This is a genomic window from Geomonas oryzisoli, from assembly GCF_018986915.1.
Classification (GTDB): domain Bacteria; phylum Desulfobacterota; class Desulfuromonadia; order Geobacterales; family Geobacteraceae; genus Geomonas; species Geomonas oryzisoli.
In genome coordinates this window covers 2,076,771-2,094,287 of the sequence record NZ_CP076723.1, presented here as the reverse complement: position 1 = coordinate 2,094,287, position 17,517 = coordinate 2,076,771, and the positions used below count along the sequence as shown (strand labels likewise).

Annotated in this window: 11 protein-coding genes; 6 read left to right on the top strand and 5 right to left on the bottom strand. The window is 61.6% G+C overall.

The window, feature by feature from the left end; translation table 11 throughout:
- The first annotated feature begins 115 nt into the window (after nucleotides 1–115).
- Together bioA and KP004_RS09255 are read left to right on the top strand one after the other, a co-directional pair.
- A complete protein-coding gene (gene bioA / locus KP004_RS09260) occupies nucleotides 116–1,477 on the top strand; it encodes an adenosylmethionine--8-amino-7-oxononanoate transaminase (protein WP_216802029.1) in 1,362 nt (453 codons plus the stop codon).
- A 211-nt stretch (nucleotides 1,478–1,688) separates the two neighbouring features.
- Nucleotides 1,689–3,065 carry a TatD family hydrolase gene (locus tag KP004_RS09255; protein WP_216802028.1) on the top strand — a complete coding sequence of 459 codons (1,377 nt, stop codon included), beginning with the start codon at nucleotides 1,689–1,691 and terminating at the stop codon, nucleotides 3,063–3,065.
- Here KP004_RS09255 and KP004_RS09250 read toward each other — a convergent pair.
- Nucleotides 3,062–5,167 carry an ATP-binding protein gene (locus tag KP004_RS09250; protein ID WP_239027010.1) on the bottom strand — a complete coding sequence of 702 codons (2,106 nt, stop codon included), beginning with the start codon at nucleotides 5,165–5,167 and terminating at the stop codon, nucleotides 3,062–3,064. The genes KP004_RS09255 and KP004_RS09250 overlap by 4 nt on opposite strands.
- A 514-nt stretch (nucleotides 5,168–5,681) precedes the next feature.
- On the opposite strand from KP004_RS09250, the gene KP004_RS09245 reads away from it, so the two are divergent.
- The 3 genes from KP004_RS09245 (at nucleotide 5,682) to KP004_RS09235 (ending at nucleotide 12,055) form a co-directional block, all read left to right on the top strand.
- The gene (locus tag KP004_RS09245; RefSeq protein WP_239027009.1) at nucleotides 5,682–7,784 is read left to right on the top strand and encodes a sensor domain-containing diguanylate cyclase; all 2,103 of its coding nucleotides are present in this window, start codon (nucleotides 5,682–5,684) and stop codon (nucleotides 7,782–7,784) included.
- A gap of 242 nt (nucleotides 7,785–8,026) precedes the next feature.
- Nucleotides 8,027–10,114: a PilZ domain-containing protein gene (locus KP004_RS09240; RefSeq protein WP_216802026.1), complete on the top strand. Its 2,088-nt coding sequence runs from the start codon at nucleotides 8,027–8,029 to the stop codon at nucleotides 10,112–10,114.
- Between the two features lie 3 nt (nucleotides 10,115–10,117).
- The gene (locus KP004_RS09235) at nucleotides 10,118–12,055 is read left to right on the top strand and encodes an HD domain-containing phosphohydrolase (RefSeq protein ID WP_239027008.1); all 1,938 of its coding nucleotides are present in this window, start codon (nucleotides 10,118–10,120) and stop codon (nucleotides 12,053–12,055) included.
- Here the strand turns inward: KP004_RS09235 and KP004_RS09230 are convergent.
- Nucleotides 12,052–12,858: a methyltransferase domain-containing protein gene (locus tag KP004_RS09230; protein ID WP_216802025.1), complete on the bottom strand. Its 807-nt coding sequence runs from the start codon at nucleotides 12,856–12,858 to the stop codon at nucleotides 12,052–12,054. The genes KP004_RS09235 and KP004_RS09230 overlap by 4 nt on opposite strands.
- Before the next feature lie 156 nt (nucleotides 12,859–13,014).
- Between KP004_RS09230 and KP004_RS09225 the strand changes: the two genes are divergently transcribed.
- Nucleotides 13,015–14,292 (top strand): OmpP1/FadL family transporter, encoded by a 1,278-nt coding sequence (locus tag KP004_RS09225; RefSeq protein ID WP_216802024.1) that lies wholly within the window; start codon nucleotides 13,015–13,017, stop codon nucleotides 14,290–14,292.
- A 94-nt stretch (nucleotides 14,293–14,386) separates the two neighbouring features.
- On the opposite strand, the gene KP004_RS09220 is transcribed toward KP004_RS09225, so the two are convergent.
- From KP004_RS09220 to KP004_RS09210, 3 genes are all read right to left on the bottom strand, one after another.
- The gene (locus tag KP004_RS09220) at nucleotides 14,387–15,325 is read right to left on the bottom strand and encodes a hypothetical protein (RefSeq protein WP_216802023.1); all 939 of its coding nucleotides are present in this window, start codon (nucleotides 15,323–15,325) and stop codon (nucleotides 14,387–14,389) included.
- A 291-nt stretch (nucleotides 15,326–15,616) separates the two neighbouring features.
- Entirely contained in the window at nucleotides 15,617–16,627 is a 1,011-nt protein-coding gene (locus KP004_RS09215; protein ID WP_216802022.1) for a transglutaminase-like domain-containing protein, read from the bottom strand.
- A 43-nt stretch (nucleotides 16,628–16,670) separates the two neighbouring features.
- Nucleotides 16,671–17,438: a rhodanese-like domain-containing protein gene (locus KP004_RS09210; RefSeq protein ID WP_216802021.1), complete on the bottom strand. Its 768-nt coding sequence runs from the start codon at nucleotides 17,436–17,438 to the stop codon at nucleotides 16,671–16,673.
- Nucleotides 17,439–17,517 lie beyond the last annotated feature (79 nt).

The window sequence follows — 17,517 nt, the reverse complement described above, 5'->3', positions numbered from 1 at the left end:
TGTTCAACGTTCGACGTTGACGGCGTTACATACTTGACGGACACTTCATCTTGACTTGGTCCACCGCTTGAGGGGCCTCAACAGGCACAGCGGTGGCTTTTTTCTGGAGGACCAAATGGTCGAACTGGATACCGAAACACTCAGACGCTACGACAGCGACTACCTCTGGCACCCCTTCACCCAGATGAGCGAATGGGAAAATGCCGAGAACATCATCATCACCCGCGGGGAAGGCTCCTACATCATCGATTCCGACGGGAACCGCTACCTCGACGGTGTGGCCGCCATCTGGACCAACGTGCACGGCCACTGCCGCAAGGAGATCAACGAGGCGGTCAAGGAACAGGTGGACCGGCTGGAACATTCCACCCTCCTGGGGCTTTCCAACGACCGCGCCGCACTCCTCGCCAAGCGCCTGATCGATATCGCGCCCCCGGGCCTTGCCAAGGTCTTCTACTCCGACAACGGCTCCACCGCGGTCGAGATCGGCGTGAAGATGGCCTTCCAGTACCAGCAGCAGATCGGCAACACGCAAAAGAAGAAGTTCATCCGGTTCGACAACGCCTACCACGGCGACACCGTCGGCTCGATGAGCGTGGGCGGCATCGCCATCTACCACGAGGTCTACGCCCCCCTGCTCTTCCCGACCATCATGGCGCCCTCCCCTTACTGCTACCGCTGCGCCCTCGCCCCGGAAGGGGATTGCAGCAGCTGCGGCATGCTGTGCCTGCAGGAGCTCGAACGACTCATGAAGGAGCACGCGCATGAACTGGCCGGCCTCGTGATCGAGCCGTCGGTGCAGGGTGCGGGCGGCATGATCGTGCAGCCGCCGGGATTCGTGAAGGGGGTACGGGAACTGTGCGACCGCTACGACGTCCTCATGATCGCGGACGAGGTCGCGGTCGGCTTCGGCCGCACCGGCGCCATGTTCGCCTGCGGGAAAGAAGGGGTGACGCCGGACATCATGGCCATCTCCAAGGGGATCTCGGCCGGCTACCTGCCGCTGGCGGCGACCTTGACCACCCGCAAGGTCTACGATGCCTTCTGGGGCGCCTACAGTGAACTCAAGACCTTCTTCCACGGCCACACCTTCACCGGCAACCCCATCGCCTGCGCCGCGGCGCTCGCGAGCCTCGACGTGTTCGAAAAGGACCGCCTGCTGGAGCAGCTTCCCGAGAAGATCGACTATCTCCAGGACCGCCTGCAACGCCTCATGGAGTTGACCCACGTGGGTGATGTGCGGCAGGAAGGGATGATCGCCGGCATCGAGCTGGTCCGCGACCGACACAGCCGCGAGCCGTACCCGTGGGAGGAGCGCGTCGGCGTCCGGGTCTGCCTGGAAGCGCGGAAGCACGGGATTTTCATCCGTCCGCTCGGGAACGTGATCGTCGTGTTCCCTCCCCTCTCCATATCCCTCGACGAGCTTGCCCTGCTCATGGACGGCATCGAGGCCTCCATCCGCAGCGTCACCGGGTAGGGGGACCGCAAACGCGCGCAGGTCGCGGGAAATTCGCTGGCGTCTCACGGCTTGCTCCTGTAATATAGGCAGCTTGCGGCGGTGCGCCGAAGGAGATGTGACCAGTGGACAGGGCGAATGATTATTCGCCCCTACAGTTCGCCTGATCACAGATTCGGATCCCGCAAGGCGCGCCCAGGATGAAAGAACCGTTACCAAGGAGCATCGGAACATGGAACTGATCGACAGCCATTCCCATATATACGGCAGCGAGTACGCCGAGGACTTCGAAGAGATGATGGACCGCGCCCGAGAGGCGGGAGTCGGCACCATCATGGCCGTCGGGGCCGACCTGGAATCGAGCCGCGAGGCGGTCGCCCTCGCCGCCAGGCGTTCCAACATCTACTGCTCGGTCGGCATCCATCCCCACGACGCCGCCGGCGTGACCGAGGCGGACTACCAGACCGTGCGCGAGCTCGCGCTGAACAATCCGAAGGTGGTCGCCATCGGGGAGGTCGGCCTCGACTTCTTCCGCGACCGCTCCCCCCGCGCCGACCAGGAGGAGGTGTTCCGGCGCTTCATCCGGATGGCCCGAGAGCTGTCGCTGCCGCTCATCATCCACGACCGGGACGCCCACGACCGCATCGTCGCCATCCTCAAGGAGGAAAAGGCACACGAGGTGGGAGGGGTGCTGCACTGCTTCTCAGGCGACCTGGCCATGGCCCAGGAGTGCATCGACATGAACTTCATGATTTCCATCCCCGGCACCGTCACCTACCCGTCCAACGAGGCGCTCAGGGAGGTGGTACGGGGGGTGAAGATCGAGAAGCTCATGGTGGAAACCGATGCCCCCTACCTCACGCCGGTGCCGCACCGCGGCAAACGTAACGAGCCGGCCTTCGTCAGGTTGGCAGCGGAGCGCATCGCCGAACTGAAGGGGCTCTCACCGGAGGATGTCGGCCGCATCACCTCGTTCAACACCAGGAGGCTGTTCCGGATCGACCAGGCCGCTCAGGAAGACACCATCGCCTACAAGATACGCACCTCCCTTTACCTCAACATCACCAACCGGTGCTCGAACCGCTGCACCTTCTGCCCGAAATTCGAGGAGCTCGCGGTCAAGGGACACGAGTTGAAGCTCTCGCACGAGCCCAATTTTGCCGAGGTGATCGCCGCTGTGGATGCGGCTTCGGATTACGACGAGGTGGTGTTCTGCGGGTTCGGGGAACCGTTGATCAGGCTCGACCTGGTCAAGGAGGTGGCCGCCGAGCTGAAACGGCGCGGCCTGCGGGTGAGGATCAATACCGACGGACAGGCGAACCTGGTCCATGGCCGGAACATCCTGCCTGAGCTGAGCGGGTTGGTGGATGCCCTGTCGGTGAGCCTCAACGCGGCCAACGCCGCGGATTACGACCGGCTCTGCAACACCCCCTTCGGGGCGGCTGGATTCGAAGGGATCTGCGCGTTTCTCCGGGAGGCACCCAAACACGTGCCGCAGGTCACCGCCAGTGCGGTGACGGTTCCAGGGCTGGACGTGGCACAGGTGAGAGAACTCGCCCTGTCGCTCGGGGTCGAGTTCCGCGAACGGGAATACTCCGAAGTCGGCTAAGGGGCGTCCCCCGGCGGCAGCGTGAAATAGAAGGTCGCCCCGTCGCCGGGCCTTCCCTCCCCCCACACCTTGCCTCCCATGCGCTCCAACATGCGGCGTACCATGGAAAGTCCCAGTCCGTGACCGGCGAAATGGTTGCCGTCGTGCAGCCTCTGGAACGGCATGAAGAGTTTTCCGGCTTGCGCCATGTCGAACCCGTCCCCGTTGTCCCTCACGTAGCAGACCCCGTCGTTTCGTCCGAAGGCGATCCTGGTGCGCCCTTTGTGGGCGCTGTATTTCCAGGCATTCCCCAGCAGGTTTTCCATGACGCCGGTCAAAAGCCTCTCGTCGCCGGTAACCAGCACGCCGTCCTCGATCTCAAGCGTGACCTCCCGGTCGGGGTCGGTGATCCTCAAATCGGCCAGGATGCGCCGGGCCAAAAGGCTCAGGTCGACCGGCTGCAGATCCGGCAGCGCCGACTTCACCTCGGAGAAGTCGAGCATCCGGTCCAGGGTCTCCTCCATCCTCTCTCCGCCGCTGATTATGTTGGCGAGGTATTCGCGTGCGGAGGCGTCCAGCCTGTCCCCGTAGCCTTCCAACAGCAGCTCGCCGTAACCGTAGATCACCCGAAGCGGGGTGCGCAGGTCGTGCGAGACCGAGTCGTAGAGGAATTCGAGCTCCGCGTAGGCCTGGCTCAGCTCCGACGTCCGCTCCGACACGCGCCGTTCCAGCTGTTCCGAAGCCTTCCTGAGCTGGTCCGACAACCGCCTCTCGTTGGCCAGCCGCATCGCGTTGCGGACGCTGATACCGATCACCGGAGCGATCCCCTGGATCAGGTTCAGGTCGCTTTGCAGCAGCCCCCCTTCCCGGCTGGCGTCGTCGACGGCCAGAACTCCCAGGCTTTCCCCTTCGCAGACGATGGGCGCGCAGATGAAGGACCGGACCCCGAGCGCGGTGATGAGCGCGTAATTCTCCGGCACCGCCAGGGTCCTGATTTCCTCGATATCGCTCACCAGCACCGGCTGCTGGGTGTGGAAGCAGGTGACCATCACCCCGGGGGTGGCGGTTCCCGCCAACGGCAGCTCGACGCGGCGCACCCGCTCCTCGTCCTCGGCACCGAGGCCGAAACAGCCCCGCAGCACCAATGAATTCCGTTCCGGGTCCAGCAGGACCACGATCCCCCTGCCGTACCCCAGCCGCTTGTGCAGCACCTGGTTCACGCTGGAGAGAATGTCATCCAATTCGGTCCTGGTCGAGATGACCCGGCCGATCTCGTTGATGGCCAGCGCGCGGTCGAAATTATCCTGGACCTGCGACAGCAGCCGCTCGCTGGTGGCGCGCATGCTGGTCAGCGAGGAAAGCAGCGCCTTGCGTTCTGCGTTGCGGGCCAAAAGGGTGAACCCAAAATACCCGGCCAACCCGAGAAACAAAACCGGCCCCATCAGGGTATGACCGCTGCGGACCCAGTCGGTAACCAGTCCGACAATCAGCACAGCCGAGCAGATACGCTGCGCCATGAGGAGCCGGTACCCAGCCGATCGCCGCCACCTGATCACGTAGCGGCAGACCTCTCCCCCCTTGAAGACGCACTCAGTGTGCTCGATCTCCGGGAAGTCGTGGTCGAAAAGCAGGAAGGCGGCCTCGAAGAAGCCGATCCTGTTCTCGCACTGGCGTGGGTTTTCCTGCACGCCTTCGTTGTAGGTCACCGTGAGCTCGATTTCGCGCGGTCCGGTCTTGCGCGCGCTGCAGCGGGAAGAGCGGGTGAACCTGGGGGCGATCTTGTTGATGAGATGGAAGATGTACTCCGGCCCGACCATGCCGAGAAAGAACGACCTCAAGGGGCCGAGTGCGTCGGAAGAAGCGGCGTAACGGCCGGCTTCGCGTGCGATGCCCGGGTCGCCGGTCACCTGCACCAGTTTTTCGTGAAAGCGGTTCACCTGGCGCTGGCTGAACCAATGCCCCGGGTCGGAGACCTCGTGCTGTTTCATACCCGCATAGGCCAGCAGGGCGTGCGTATCCACGTCCGGGTACCTTTTCCGCAAAAGCTTCAGGTAGGAGTCGAAGATACGGCTGTTATAGAGAGGGGTGTCCGGGGAAGTCGGCATCAGCAACCTTTCGTGCATCTAATGGCCGGCTAGTTTAAAGCCATCGAAGGTGAGAATCAATCAGTTATTTCCCCTACTCTATGAGTCATATCACGCACCCCTTACTGCCTTAAGGGCTGATTAATCAGTGAAAATTTGCATGGGGTCTGTGCAAGGACGCGCTGCAGCGCCCCATCCAGCCAATCCCTCGCGGGCCCTGCGACAATTTGATGCCCGAAAACACATTAAAATGTGATCCTAATTACTGACTTTATAGTGCCGAACTCCGATATTAACATTGCCCCATATCCTGTTGTCCGATCATACGGCATCGCAGGATGAGCTCGAGGCAGTACGCGTATCGCATAGAGTAGAGAGCGGTAATTATGCGGCTTTAATGCGGTTTGACCGCTCGCTACGCACACAGCTTTTGGCGCAGAACGTGCAGCAAAACACCTTTCACGTAAGCGTGCACCCCTCCCCGGAGGGATGCCTCACTGAAGCTGGAGCCTTACCTGTGACGCAGGAACTCGCAAACATGCCTTTTGGGGATTTGCTGACGGAGTTGAAGGGACTCCCCATGCTGGCGCGCTACAGCCTTACGCTTTATCGCAGGCGTAACGGTACCGTTGCGTCCGCGCGGTGTTTCGAGTCCTGCGCCACCGTCGTGGAAGACAAGCTTTGTCGGGAGGTTTCCAAGCAATTCTTCGAGGAGAACATGGAGGTTTTCTTCGAGGAAGGGACCCCCTCGGTCTGCCGCTACGGCGGCGGCTTCTTCGGCTTCCTCATCCCCTTCACCCTCTCCGGTGCCGACTTCTGCCTGGTGGGTGACGGCGTCCGCGAGGAAACGATCGACCTGTGGCAGTTGGCCTCCCTTGCCCGCAGCGGTGACGATGCGTTTTCACTGCTTCCTTACGTGGAATCGCTTTGCACCGCCAGTTACGAGGAGGTCGAAGAGGTCGCCGAGCAGGTCAGACGCCGGATCGAACTGTACCGACTCCCCGCCCGTCACCACGAGCGCGCCGTGGTGGCCCCCCCCAGGGCGACTGTCGGCGACGAGGCGTTGCAGGCCGTGTCCCAGGCACTGGAGAAACTCGACCGGGTCACCACCGTCACCGCCTGCGTCGCCATCTGCTGCGACACCATCGTCACCGCATTCCAGGTCGCGCGCATCGCGATCGCCCTCCCCGACTCGGACCGGAAATCGTTTACCGCTACCGGCGTATGGGGGCTCCCCGATGAATTGGGAACGCTGAGCGCCGAATCGCTGCAGCTGTTCGTGGCGCCGGACAAGGTGAAAAAGACGGTACTGTGGGACGGGAGGATGCGTGCCGCCCTCCCCGAACTGAGAGCCACCGTCTGCACCGTTTTCCCGCTCAAGGCTCAAGGGGAGCTTTTGGGCTTTCTCGCTCTTTTCGACACCGACATACAGCCCAATGACGCGCTTATTATCTCCATGCTCTGCGGCGCCATGGCGGGCAAACTCAGTACCATCGACAAGGACGCCGCCCGCAGCAAGGAGAACGCCCTCTCCGAACGCCTGATGTCGCTTACCGACACGCTTTTGCAGATAGACAGCAAGGACCTGCTCTACGAGTCCATCCTGAAGATCGCCTCGGAACTGATCGATGCGACCCAGGGCTCCATCATGCTGATCGACAAGGACGGCGTGGGGATGCAGATAGTGTTCACCCTTGGCATGACGCTCAACATCGCACGCTGCCTGCAGCTCAAGGTCGGCAAGGGGATCGCGGGCATGGTCGCCAAGACCGGGCAGCCGCTGCTGGTCAACGACGTCGAAAAGGACAGCAGGGTCGCCATGACCAACAGGCTGCGCTTCAAGTCCAAGTCGCTCATCTGTATCCCGCTCAAGCTCAAGAACAAGGTGATCGGGGTGCTGAACCTCTCCGACAAGAAGAACCTGCGTCCTTTCACCCACTCCGACCTGATGCTGCTCACCTCGTTCGCGAACCTCGCCTCGCTCATGATCGAACGCACCGAGGTCCTGGAGGAATCGGTCCGCTTCGAGCAACTCTCGGTCACCGACCCCCTTACCGGCCTGTACAACCGCCGCTTCCTCAAGAGCCGCCTCGAGGAGGAGCTGAACCGGAGCGCGCGCCAGGGACTGAACCTCACCGTGATCTTCATCGATCTCGATTTCTTCAAGAGCTACAACGACCTCTGCGGCCATCTGGCCGGAGACGAGGCGCTCAAACTCACCGCGGACATCATCAAGGAGTCGCTGCGCGAGATGGACATCGTGGCGCGCTACGGCGGTGAAGAATTCTGCGCCGTACTGCCGGGGACATCCAAGGCTGAGGCGATGATCGTGGCGGAGCGGATCCGCGCCGAGATCGAGAACAAGCGTTTCCCCGGCGAGAGCGACATCCCGCTGCGGCGCCTCACCGCGAGCCTCGGCATAGCCTCCTTCCCCGAGGACGGCAGAACCTTCAACGATCTGGTGCACGCCTCCGACGTCGCGCTCTACGAGGCGAAGGCCCGCGGCCGCAACCGCATCGTCGCGGCGCGCACCTCCTCGCAGCCCGGCGAGGTACTGCACGAGGCGCCGGCACCGCGCGCCGCGACTCAGAGCAATCTGGCTAAGACCCTGGATTTCAACGCCTATCTCGAGGCGTCCCTGCAGTCCAAAGGCTGAAAACGAACAGCACCTCGCCGTCTCGCCGACCAGTGCAATCTCCCCCTCACCGGCTCCGCCCGGTCACCTCATTTTTTCTTTAGTCACACATCGTTTTAATAGTGAAAAACTATCCAAAACATGCTAATAATCGCTACGCGTAATGGATGGATCGACCGCGTCCCTTTGAGAACTTGGCCCACTAGTAAAACGCCACCGCCACAGTTTCTCCAGTCGCCACTCAGGGCGGCCATGAGGTAGTAATGAAAGACGCCAGCAAGATTTTACAATTTGCCCGGCCAGACACAGTAATAGAATTTTCTCCCGGTTCTGAAAAGGAAGTCGGGCTCGATAGACTGATCAACAAGCTTAACTTCATCAACTTCCAGGAAGACTCCATCCTCGTCAACTTCAGGCACACCAAGTACCCCCGCACGGTGACGCTTGAAGCAGTTCCCCTCCCCTGTCTTAACAACAGACTCGAATGCCGCTGGGTCTCGGTCGAATCAGTCCACGCGGCGACCAACGGCTGCGCCCTCGAGAGCATCTTCGTCGTCAGCGGTCACCGCATGATGACCGCCATCCCCGAACTGATCAGCATCAACGACGAAGGGGCCATTTTCCTGCTCCCCGAGAAGTGCATCGAGGTGAACTACCGCAAGTCTCGGCGCCACCCGTGCCAGGGCGTCGCCGCCGAACTCATCCAGAACGGGGCGCGCTTCCAGGGGACGCTGATCGACTTCAGCGCCGTTTCCTTCAGGGTCCGGATCCAGGGCGACGGCAGCCGCACCTTCAATTGGATCAACAGCGACGTGCCGCTGCAGGTGGTATTGACCAACGACAGCTCCACCCTCTACTCGGCCGAGTGCCGGATCACCTCCCAGACACTCGGACACAGGGACAGGATCTACCTGCTGGAGCCGTCGCAGGCGCACATGCAGCGCTTCAAGGCCAAGGAGATCCGCAGTTGCCGGCACGAACTGCTGCCCCTGCCCAACGCCGTGTTCAGGCATCCCCTCAGCCAGAAGAACGTCGACCTCAAGGTGCTCGACATCTCCGGTTCCGGCTTCTCCGCCTGCGAGGACGTGGAGTCGAGCGTGCTCCTGCCGGGGATGATCATCCCCGAACTGGAGTTGCGTATCGGCAACGGCTTCTCCACCAAGTGCGCCGCCCAGGTCGTCTACCGCACCGACGCCTCCAAGAAGGAGAAGGCCCCCATCGTCAAGTGCGGGCTTTGCTTCCTGGACATGGACATCCGGGACCACGTCAGCCTCCTTTCGCTGCTGTACCTGGCCAAGAACCGGCATTCCTACGTGAGCACCCAGGTCGACCTGGACGATCTGTGGCAGTTCTTCTTCGATACCGGCTTCATCTACCCGGAGAAGTACCATTTCGTGCAGCTCAACAAGGCCAACCTCAAGGAGACCTACCGCAGGCTCTACACGGAGAACCCCGGCATAGCCCGCCACTTCATCTACCAGGAGCACGGCAACATCCTGGGGCACCTGGCGATGCTGCGTTTTTACCAGGGGACCTGGCTTGTGCACCACCATGCCGCCAACCGGTCGGAATCGAACCACGCGGGCATGGTCGTGCTCGACCATCTCTGCAACTCGATCAACGACACCTACAACCTGCGGTCGTCCCACATGGACTACCTGATCTGCTACTACAAGCCGGAGAACAGGTTTCCCACCCGCATCTTCGGCGGGTTCCTGAAGGCCGCCGAGGACAGGAAGAGCTGCTCCACCGACACCTTCGTCTACTTCCACTACCAGCGCACCTTCTCGGACGACTGGAACTTCGCCGGACCCTGGGCGCTTACCCGCACCACCCGGGAGGATCAGCTCGAGCTCGAGGCTTTCTACGAGCAGCATTCCGGCGGTCTCATGCTGCACGCCCTCGACATGGAACCAGGTATCACCGAGTGCGAAGAACTGGCGCACGACTACCGGGAGGCGGGGTTCTCGCTGCAACGAGACCTCTACACCCTGAAGCGCGACGGGGTGGTCAAGGCGGTGTTCATGATCAACGTCTCCGATGTCGGTCTGAACCTTTCCGACCTCACCAACTGCATCAAGGTGTTCGTCCTGGACCAGGAGCACTTCCCCAAGGACATCCTCTTCATCGCGCTTTCCATCATCACGCACAAGTACCGGCAAAGCGAGATTCCGGTGATGGTGTATCCCGAAAGCTACGCCGAGGCCGCCAGCCTCCCCTTCGAGAGGAAGTACATCCTGTGGGCCTTCAACGCCCAGACCCAGACCTCGAACTTCATCAGGTACCTGGGCGAGCTCCATACCCGCGGCAAGGACAGAAAGACGCAGCGGACCGCGGCCCAGGGGACCTGATCCATGCCGATGAACACACCGCTTTACAACAGCAGCATCATCGACATCTACATCAAGCTGATCAAGAGCAAGTACAACTTCGTCAACATCGGCGACCTGCTCGCCTACGCCAAGATGACCCCGCTGGAGGTGGCCGACCAGGGGCACTGGTTCAGCCAGGAGCAGGTCAACCTCTTCTACGAGAGGCTGCTCAAGCTGACCGGCAACGACAACATCGCCCGCGAGGCAGGCAGGTATGCCGCGTCTCCCGAGGCGATGGGCATCCTCCGGCAGTACTTCCTCGGCCTGGTGGGACCCGCCCGCGCCTACAGCCTCATCGGCGACACCGTCAACACCAACTTCGTCAGGTCCTCCGTCTACACCTCCAAACAGCTCAGCGCCAACAGCTACGAAATCACCGTGACCCCGAGACCGGGATGCCACGAGGAGCCTTTCCAGTGCCAGAACCGGATCGGTTTTTTCGAGGCCATCGCCAACCTCTTCCAACCGAGGCTCCCGCGCATCGAGCACCCCCAGTGCGTCTTCCACGGCGACCCGGTCTGTCGCTACATCGTCACCTGGGAGCCGGCCAGCGCCGGGTTCTGGCAGTTCACCCGCAACTACGCGGCCATCGCCATCTTCCTCATCATCGCCTTTTGCTACCGGGCGGACCAGATGAAGACCATCTACCTGGTGGCCCCCTGGGCGCTGGTGCTGCTGCTGGTCATCAAGATCTGCTCGCTGCGCAGCGAAAAAGTCGCTTTGCTCACCAGCCAGAAAAGCCTCAAGGATCTCACCGACAACCTGTTCAAGCGGATGGAGATCAACTACAACAACGCCCTGGTGACCAACGAGATCGGCCAGGTGATCAGCAGGCAGACCGAGGTCCAGGAGATCCTGTCCAACGTGATCCAGATCCTGGAAAAGCGCCTCGATTACAGCCGCGGGCTCATCCTGCTCAGCAACCCCGACAAGTCGCGGCTCGTCTTCCAGGCCGGGTTCGGCTACCACGACGAACAGCTCGCCTTCCTCGGCAAGACCACCTTCCATCTGGACCGACCGGATTCCAAGGGGGTCTTCGTGGTCTCCTTCCGGGAGCAGCGCCCCTTCCTGGTCGCCGACGTCAAGGACATCGAGGGAAACCTGTCCGGCAGGAGCCAGAACTTCGCCAAGCAGCTCCTCTCCCAGACCTTCATCTGCTGCCCGATCATCTGCGAGGGGGAATCCCTGGGGATCATCGCGGTCGACAACCTGAAATCGAAGCGGCCGCTGGTGCAAAGCGACGTCTCCCTGCTGATGGGGATCGCGCCCGTCATCGGCATCAGCATCCGCAACGCGAAGCTGCACGAGGCGAAGTCGAACCAGTTCAGCTCCTTTTTGAAGGTCATGGCGGCGTCGATCGACGCCCGGGACCCGCTTACCGCCGGCCACTCCGAGAAGGTCACCGAGTATTCCGAGGAGATCTGCGAGGAGCTGGGGCTTCCCCGCGCGGAACGGGAGATGATCAGGGTCGCCGCGCTTTTGCACGACTACGGCAAGATCGGGGTGCCCGACGCCATACTGAAGAAAAACGGCAGACTGTCCGACCTCGAGTACGAGATCGTCAAGACCCACTGCCACAAGACCCGCGACATCCTGGAGCAGGTCAATTTCGAGGGGATTTACCGGGAGGTGCCGGAGATTGCCGGTGCGCACCATGAAAAGATCGACGGCACCGGCTATCCGAAGGGACTGAGGGGGAAGGACATCCCGCTGGGGGCGAAGATCATCGCGGTGGCGGATTTCTACGAGGCGGTCACCTCGCAGCGCCACTACCGCGCCCCGATGCGGGTCGACGAGGCGTTCCGCCTGCTCCGTGAAGGAGCGGGAACTCACTTCGACCGGCACATCGTCGAGGCGCTGATCACCTGCCGGTTGCGGGCCACAGAAGACGGCAAGCCCGCAGAGCTTCAGGAGGCCTAGGGTTTGCGGCCGCGGCAGGAGATGATCGGGGTGTAGGTGAAACGGCGGGGACTGGCGAAGAAGTCATGGAACTCGGTCAGAAACTCGTCGTACCCCCCTTGGTACTCGTCGAAACCGTAGCCCGATCTCTTGGCGGCCACCTCGACCTTCTTGGTCCAGTTGAATTCATCCACCTCCTTCAGTTCCCCGAAGATCTGGTGGTGCGCCGCGACCTTCACATCGATGTCCCGGTAGCCGAGGTCGTAGAGAAAGGAGTACAGCTTGCGACCGACGTAGGGGTCGAAGTTGTCGTTTTGCTCCAGGCTCTTGATGATGGCGGCGACGGCGCGCTCCATGCGCGGGGACTGACCGTAGTGGCTCAGGCAGTTGTGGTCGAGGTCGATCAGGCAGAGTATCCCTCCGGGCTTCAGCGCAGCCGAGATGTTGCGCACCAGCTCGAAGCAGTTGGAGAGGTGGTACTCGAGGACGAATCGGCACCATGCGAAATCGAACTGCCCAAACCCGGTGAGCGGCTGGTACAGGTCGCAACGCTCGAAGCTGACCGTGCCGGAACCGTAATGCCGGCGGGCGAAGTCGAGGCGTTGCTCGGAGAGGTCGACGCCGACCGCCCTTCCGCCCGGCTGCACCAGTTCCCCGAGCATGCTGGTTGTTTTGCCAGGGCCGCAGCCGATGTCGATGACGCTCATGCCCGGCGCAAGCCCCGCCCAGCGCGCCTGCGTCTCGGTCACCGCGTTGTCCGTTTTCATGTCGAGCCGAAGGGACTCCTCGGCGTGTTCCATCAGGTATCGTCTTTCTGAGTGCATCGAATGCTCCCGTTAACCGATTCGAATCATTAGACTTTTAACACGAAGCCTTGTGGTTAGTCAACCACGACAGCCATGTTACCCGTTGTCGCGGCGATTCGTCAACGCCGCAGCATGACAGAGATCAATACCGCGGTTTCAATTCCAGGAGGATCTATGAATTACAGGAAGAGCCTGATCGCCGGGCTGCTCGCTTCGGCGGTCTCGCTGGGAGCCGGTGCTCCTTCGTCCGCACTTGCCGCCGGCTACGCCGTCTTCACCCACGGGGCCAGCGCCCTGGGCCAGGGCAACGCGGTCACCGCCCACACCAGCGATGCCAGCACCATCTTTTACAACCCTGCCCTGATGAACAAGCTCGACGGAACCCAGGTGATGGTAGGCACCACGGCGATACTCTCCTCGCGCGAGTACGCGAGTTCCATCGGCGGAAACCCCTCCTCCGACGAATCGGTATTCTTCCCGAGCCACCTCTACGTAACCCACAAGTTCAACGACCAGGTAAGCGCCGGCCTCGGCATCTTCAACCCCTTCGGCCTGGGCACCGAGTGGAAGGACAACTGGGACGGCCGCTACCTCGCCACCAGGTCCAACCTGAAGACCTTCGACATCAACCCGGTACTTTCCTACCGCGTGCTTCCCTCGCTCTCACTGGCCGCCGGGGTCGACGTCGTGCTGCTCGACGCGACGCTGCAGAGAAAGATCCCGTCCGCCGCGCTCACCCCCCTGCTCGGCTACGCTCCGGGCACGGACATCAACCAGAAGTTCAAGGGTGACGGGACCGGCGTCGGATTCAACGTGGCGGCCGCCTGGGATCCCTGCGAGCACCTGACCGTCGGCGCCTCCTACCGCAGCCAGGTCTACGTCGACATCTCCGGGGACGCGGTCTTTGCCAGCCCGACGCCGCTGGTGCCGCCGGTCACCGTCCTGAACAGCGGCGGCAAGACCGACCTCACCCTCCCCCCGCAGTTCACGGCAGGCGTCGCCTTCAAGGGGATCGACAGGCTCACCCTGGAGGCGGGGGTGCGCTGGGAGGGGTGGTCCAAGTTCAAGAATCTGGACATCCGTCTCGACAACGGCAGCTCCTCGATCACCCCGAGGAACTGGAAGGACAGCTGGGGGCTCAACCTGGGCGGCAGGTATCAGGTGGACCCGAAAGTCGCGCTGCTGGCAGGCTACGTCTACGGGGAAAGCGCGGTACCCGACAGCACCTTCGACCCCTCCATCCCGGACGCCACGACCCACGTTTTCTGCGTCGGCACCGATGTCGATCTCAAACCCTTTACCGTGGCCGTCGCCTACGGCTACCAGTACTACGAGAACCGGAACAAGAACAACACCATCTACGGTCTTCCCGGCATTGCTGCCACCTCGGCCAACGGCAAGTACCAAAGCGACGCCCATCTCGTGGCGCTCTCGCTGGGCTACAAGTTCTAAACCGTCCTCGCGACGCCGCAGGTTGCGGCGCAGCATAAAAAAAGGCCTCTCCCGAACCGGGTGAGGCCTTTTGCGTTTCAGTAGAGCACGACGTCTACTTCTTGGCGAACTTCGGATCCAGGCTGCGCGCCAGGTCGTCATAGGCGACCAGCGCCTTGATCTGGGGCGAGGTCTTCTTCACGGTAGCGTCGAAGAGCTGCAGTTTGCCGTTGAAGACCTGGGCCTTGTTCTTCAAAGAGGCGGTGCTTTCGGCGAGGAAGCTCTTCTCCGCCTTGTCGTCGCTCTTCAGGAACGATTTGGCCTTGGTCAGGGCCTCGTCGCCGGAGCCCACGTAGTGGTTCACGCTCTCCAGGAAGGAAAGCGAGGATGCGGAGAGCTGGGAGGTGGTGGTGAGCCGGTCCTGCACCTCGGTCATCCCCTTCAGCAGGTCATGGTCGGCGAAACGCACCAGGTCGGACACATCCTGGTTGTAGGTCGGTTTGTTCGGGTCCAGCGCGTCGGCGCGGGAAAGGAACTGCTGCGAGGTACCCAGGTACTTGTTGATCGAAACGGAAGCGGCAGCCAGGGAAACGGCCGAATCGGAGACGAACTTGGTGAAGAGCGAGGCCTGCCCGGCGTACGGGATCGGGAAGAACTTCACGAAGCGCGCGGCAACGGAGCTGGCCTGGATGTACTTGGAGTAGCTGGCGACGTGCCCGGACATCCACTTCACGTAGCTTTCGAACTCCGCCATGGCCTGGCGCTGGCTGCGCACGTCGGCGGTGATCTCCTTGAGCTTTTTGGAGTTGCGGGCGGCAAGATCGGTGGAACTGATGCTGCAGCTCTCGAGCGACTTGATCCTCTCCTGCAGGAGCGCGTTCTCCTTCGTGAGAGCCGCGATGGCGGCCGCCTGGTCGGAGACCTGGGGCACGGCAACGGCGGCCGGTGTGGCAGTCGTAGGGAGAGAGGCCGGGATGGGTTCGGAAGCCCAGGCCTGAGGCGCGATGAAGCTCGCGCCGAGAAGTAAAGCGGCGATAACGATGCGAATTTGCACAGTGTACTCCTGGCAGGAAATTGCGACAAACTGCAAGGGAAGATACATCAATCCCCGCAGGCACACAAACAAAAAAGGTTCAATCCGGTGATTCCGTCGGCTGGGGGGGACTGGCTCCGCCAGGTGCCTGTCCCCTTACTGCCTGGGCAAGCTTGCTGAGCTGAAAGGAGCGTTCCGCTAGAGGGACAGGCACCGGACGGAGCCAGTCCCTTCAGCCGCGCCCCGCTAACAGAGCCAATAAAAAAGGCCGCGCCTTGCGGCACGGCCCCGATGAGATCAGAGTCCCCTTCCCTACTTCTCCTTGAAGCCGATGCGATAGCTGAACCCCCTGGGGTCGTAGAAGTCCAGCACCTTGCCTCCCACTTCCGCGTAGGGATAGCCGAAGGTGTTGAGCGGCGCGCCGGCCTGCGGCGGATTCAGCACGACATCGCGCCCAGAGGCGATCTTGAAACGGTAGGGATCGATGCCGCCCCAGAAGTAGTCCCGGTACTCGCGGGTCTTGGCGTCCTTAAGCTCCAGCTTTTCGACCAGCATGGCCTTTCTCACGTCGGCCGGGTCAACCGGCACCCATCCCGTGCCCGGGAGGAAGAACTCGACCCAGCAGTGCTGCCAGGTGGTGATGTCCTCCTCGGCCTTTTTGCCCAGGCGCAGGCCGAACACCTCGCGCGCCGGCACCCCGGCCGCACGCGCCAGCGCGATGTAGACCGAGGAGATATCGGTGCACTTGCCGCCGGGCTTTTTCAGCAGTTCGCAGACGTCGCCCTTGCCGCACCCAACTGTGGCCGGGTCGCGGTACATGTTCTCGCAGGCCCAGTCGTAGATCGCCTTCGCCTTGTCGAGAACCGTCGTCTTGCCCTTCACGATGCTCTCCGCGAGCTTCTTCACCTCGCCGTCCACCGGCCCCATCGAGGTCGGCTTCAGATACTCGGCGTAATCGGCCTGGTTCCACGCCGGCTCCTTTGCGGAAAGATCCTTGATCCGGAGCTCTTCGCGCTTCACGGTGAAGCTGTAGGTGAGCTTGCGGCTCTTGGCGTCCTTGTCCCACTGGGCGAACAGCATCGGGGTGCCGTTGGCCTGGTCGGTGTAAACCGCCGAGGAGGCAAAATCGCCGCTTACCTTGACGTCGGTTACGTTTTGGTTGGCATCGGAGACCGCGTAGGGGATCCAAAGCCTGGTTTCCTTACCGGACTCCTGTTTGGAAAGATCGACCTCGACGGTGACCTGGCCGCTGCGGCTTTTGGCCCAGGCAGCAGGGGTTACGCAAAGGGAAAACGCCAGCATTGACAACAACAACCTTTTCATCGACTACTCCTTCGTTACTTGAAGTGTGGGATATAAACGGCTATTACAACTGAGATTTTACGACAGGGAAGCCGGCTTCCTTCCACTCGGCCAGGATGGCCTGGAAGATGGAAGGATAGGCGAGTTTCATCAGCTTGCGGTAGGCAGAGTAACTGCGTCCGCCGCTGTTGCAGTAGACGATGATTCCCTTCTCCTTGGGGAGAACACCGGACTTGGCGGCGAAGGTCTCAGCAGGGATATTGATCGCTCCCTGGATGTGTCCCTCGGCGAACTCGAACTCGTCACGCACGTCCACCAGTACGTAGGCGTCCTTTTTTTCAGCCAGTATCTGCTTTAGCTGCGCCGGGGAAAACTTGGTGGTTTCGATCTTCCTGGCGTATTCCGCGCCGGCTACGATCGGGTACCCCTTCTCTTCCCAGACGGGGAAGCCGTCGGGATAAATGACCAGGTTGGTGTAGCCGGCCTCTCTCGCCTTGGCCGCCACCTTCTTGCTCTTGCCGCACTTGACCCCGTTGCAGTACAAGACGATCAACGCCCCCTTGTCTTTGGGAAGCAGCGCGACGTGCTTGTCGAACTCCTTGTCGGGGATGCTGATCGCGCCGACGAGGTGGGCTACCTGGTATTCGTCGCTGGTACGGGCATCAACCAGTGTAAACGCCCTTTTCTCTTCCAGCATGTCCCGCAAAACCTCGCTGGAGACGGTTTTGAACTCCCCCTCCGCGGCAAAGAGCGGCATCGCGGCAGTCAAAACCAGGCAAAGTGCTACCAGTGAAAGAACCGAAGTGCCGATTAAGCGGGTGAAGCTTTTCATGTTGACCTCCATTTGATTGACATGACATCACAGAATCGACGTGGTACCTGCAGTCGTCGAAAAGTACCCCGTGTCGCGA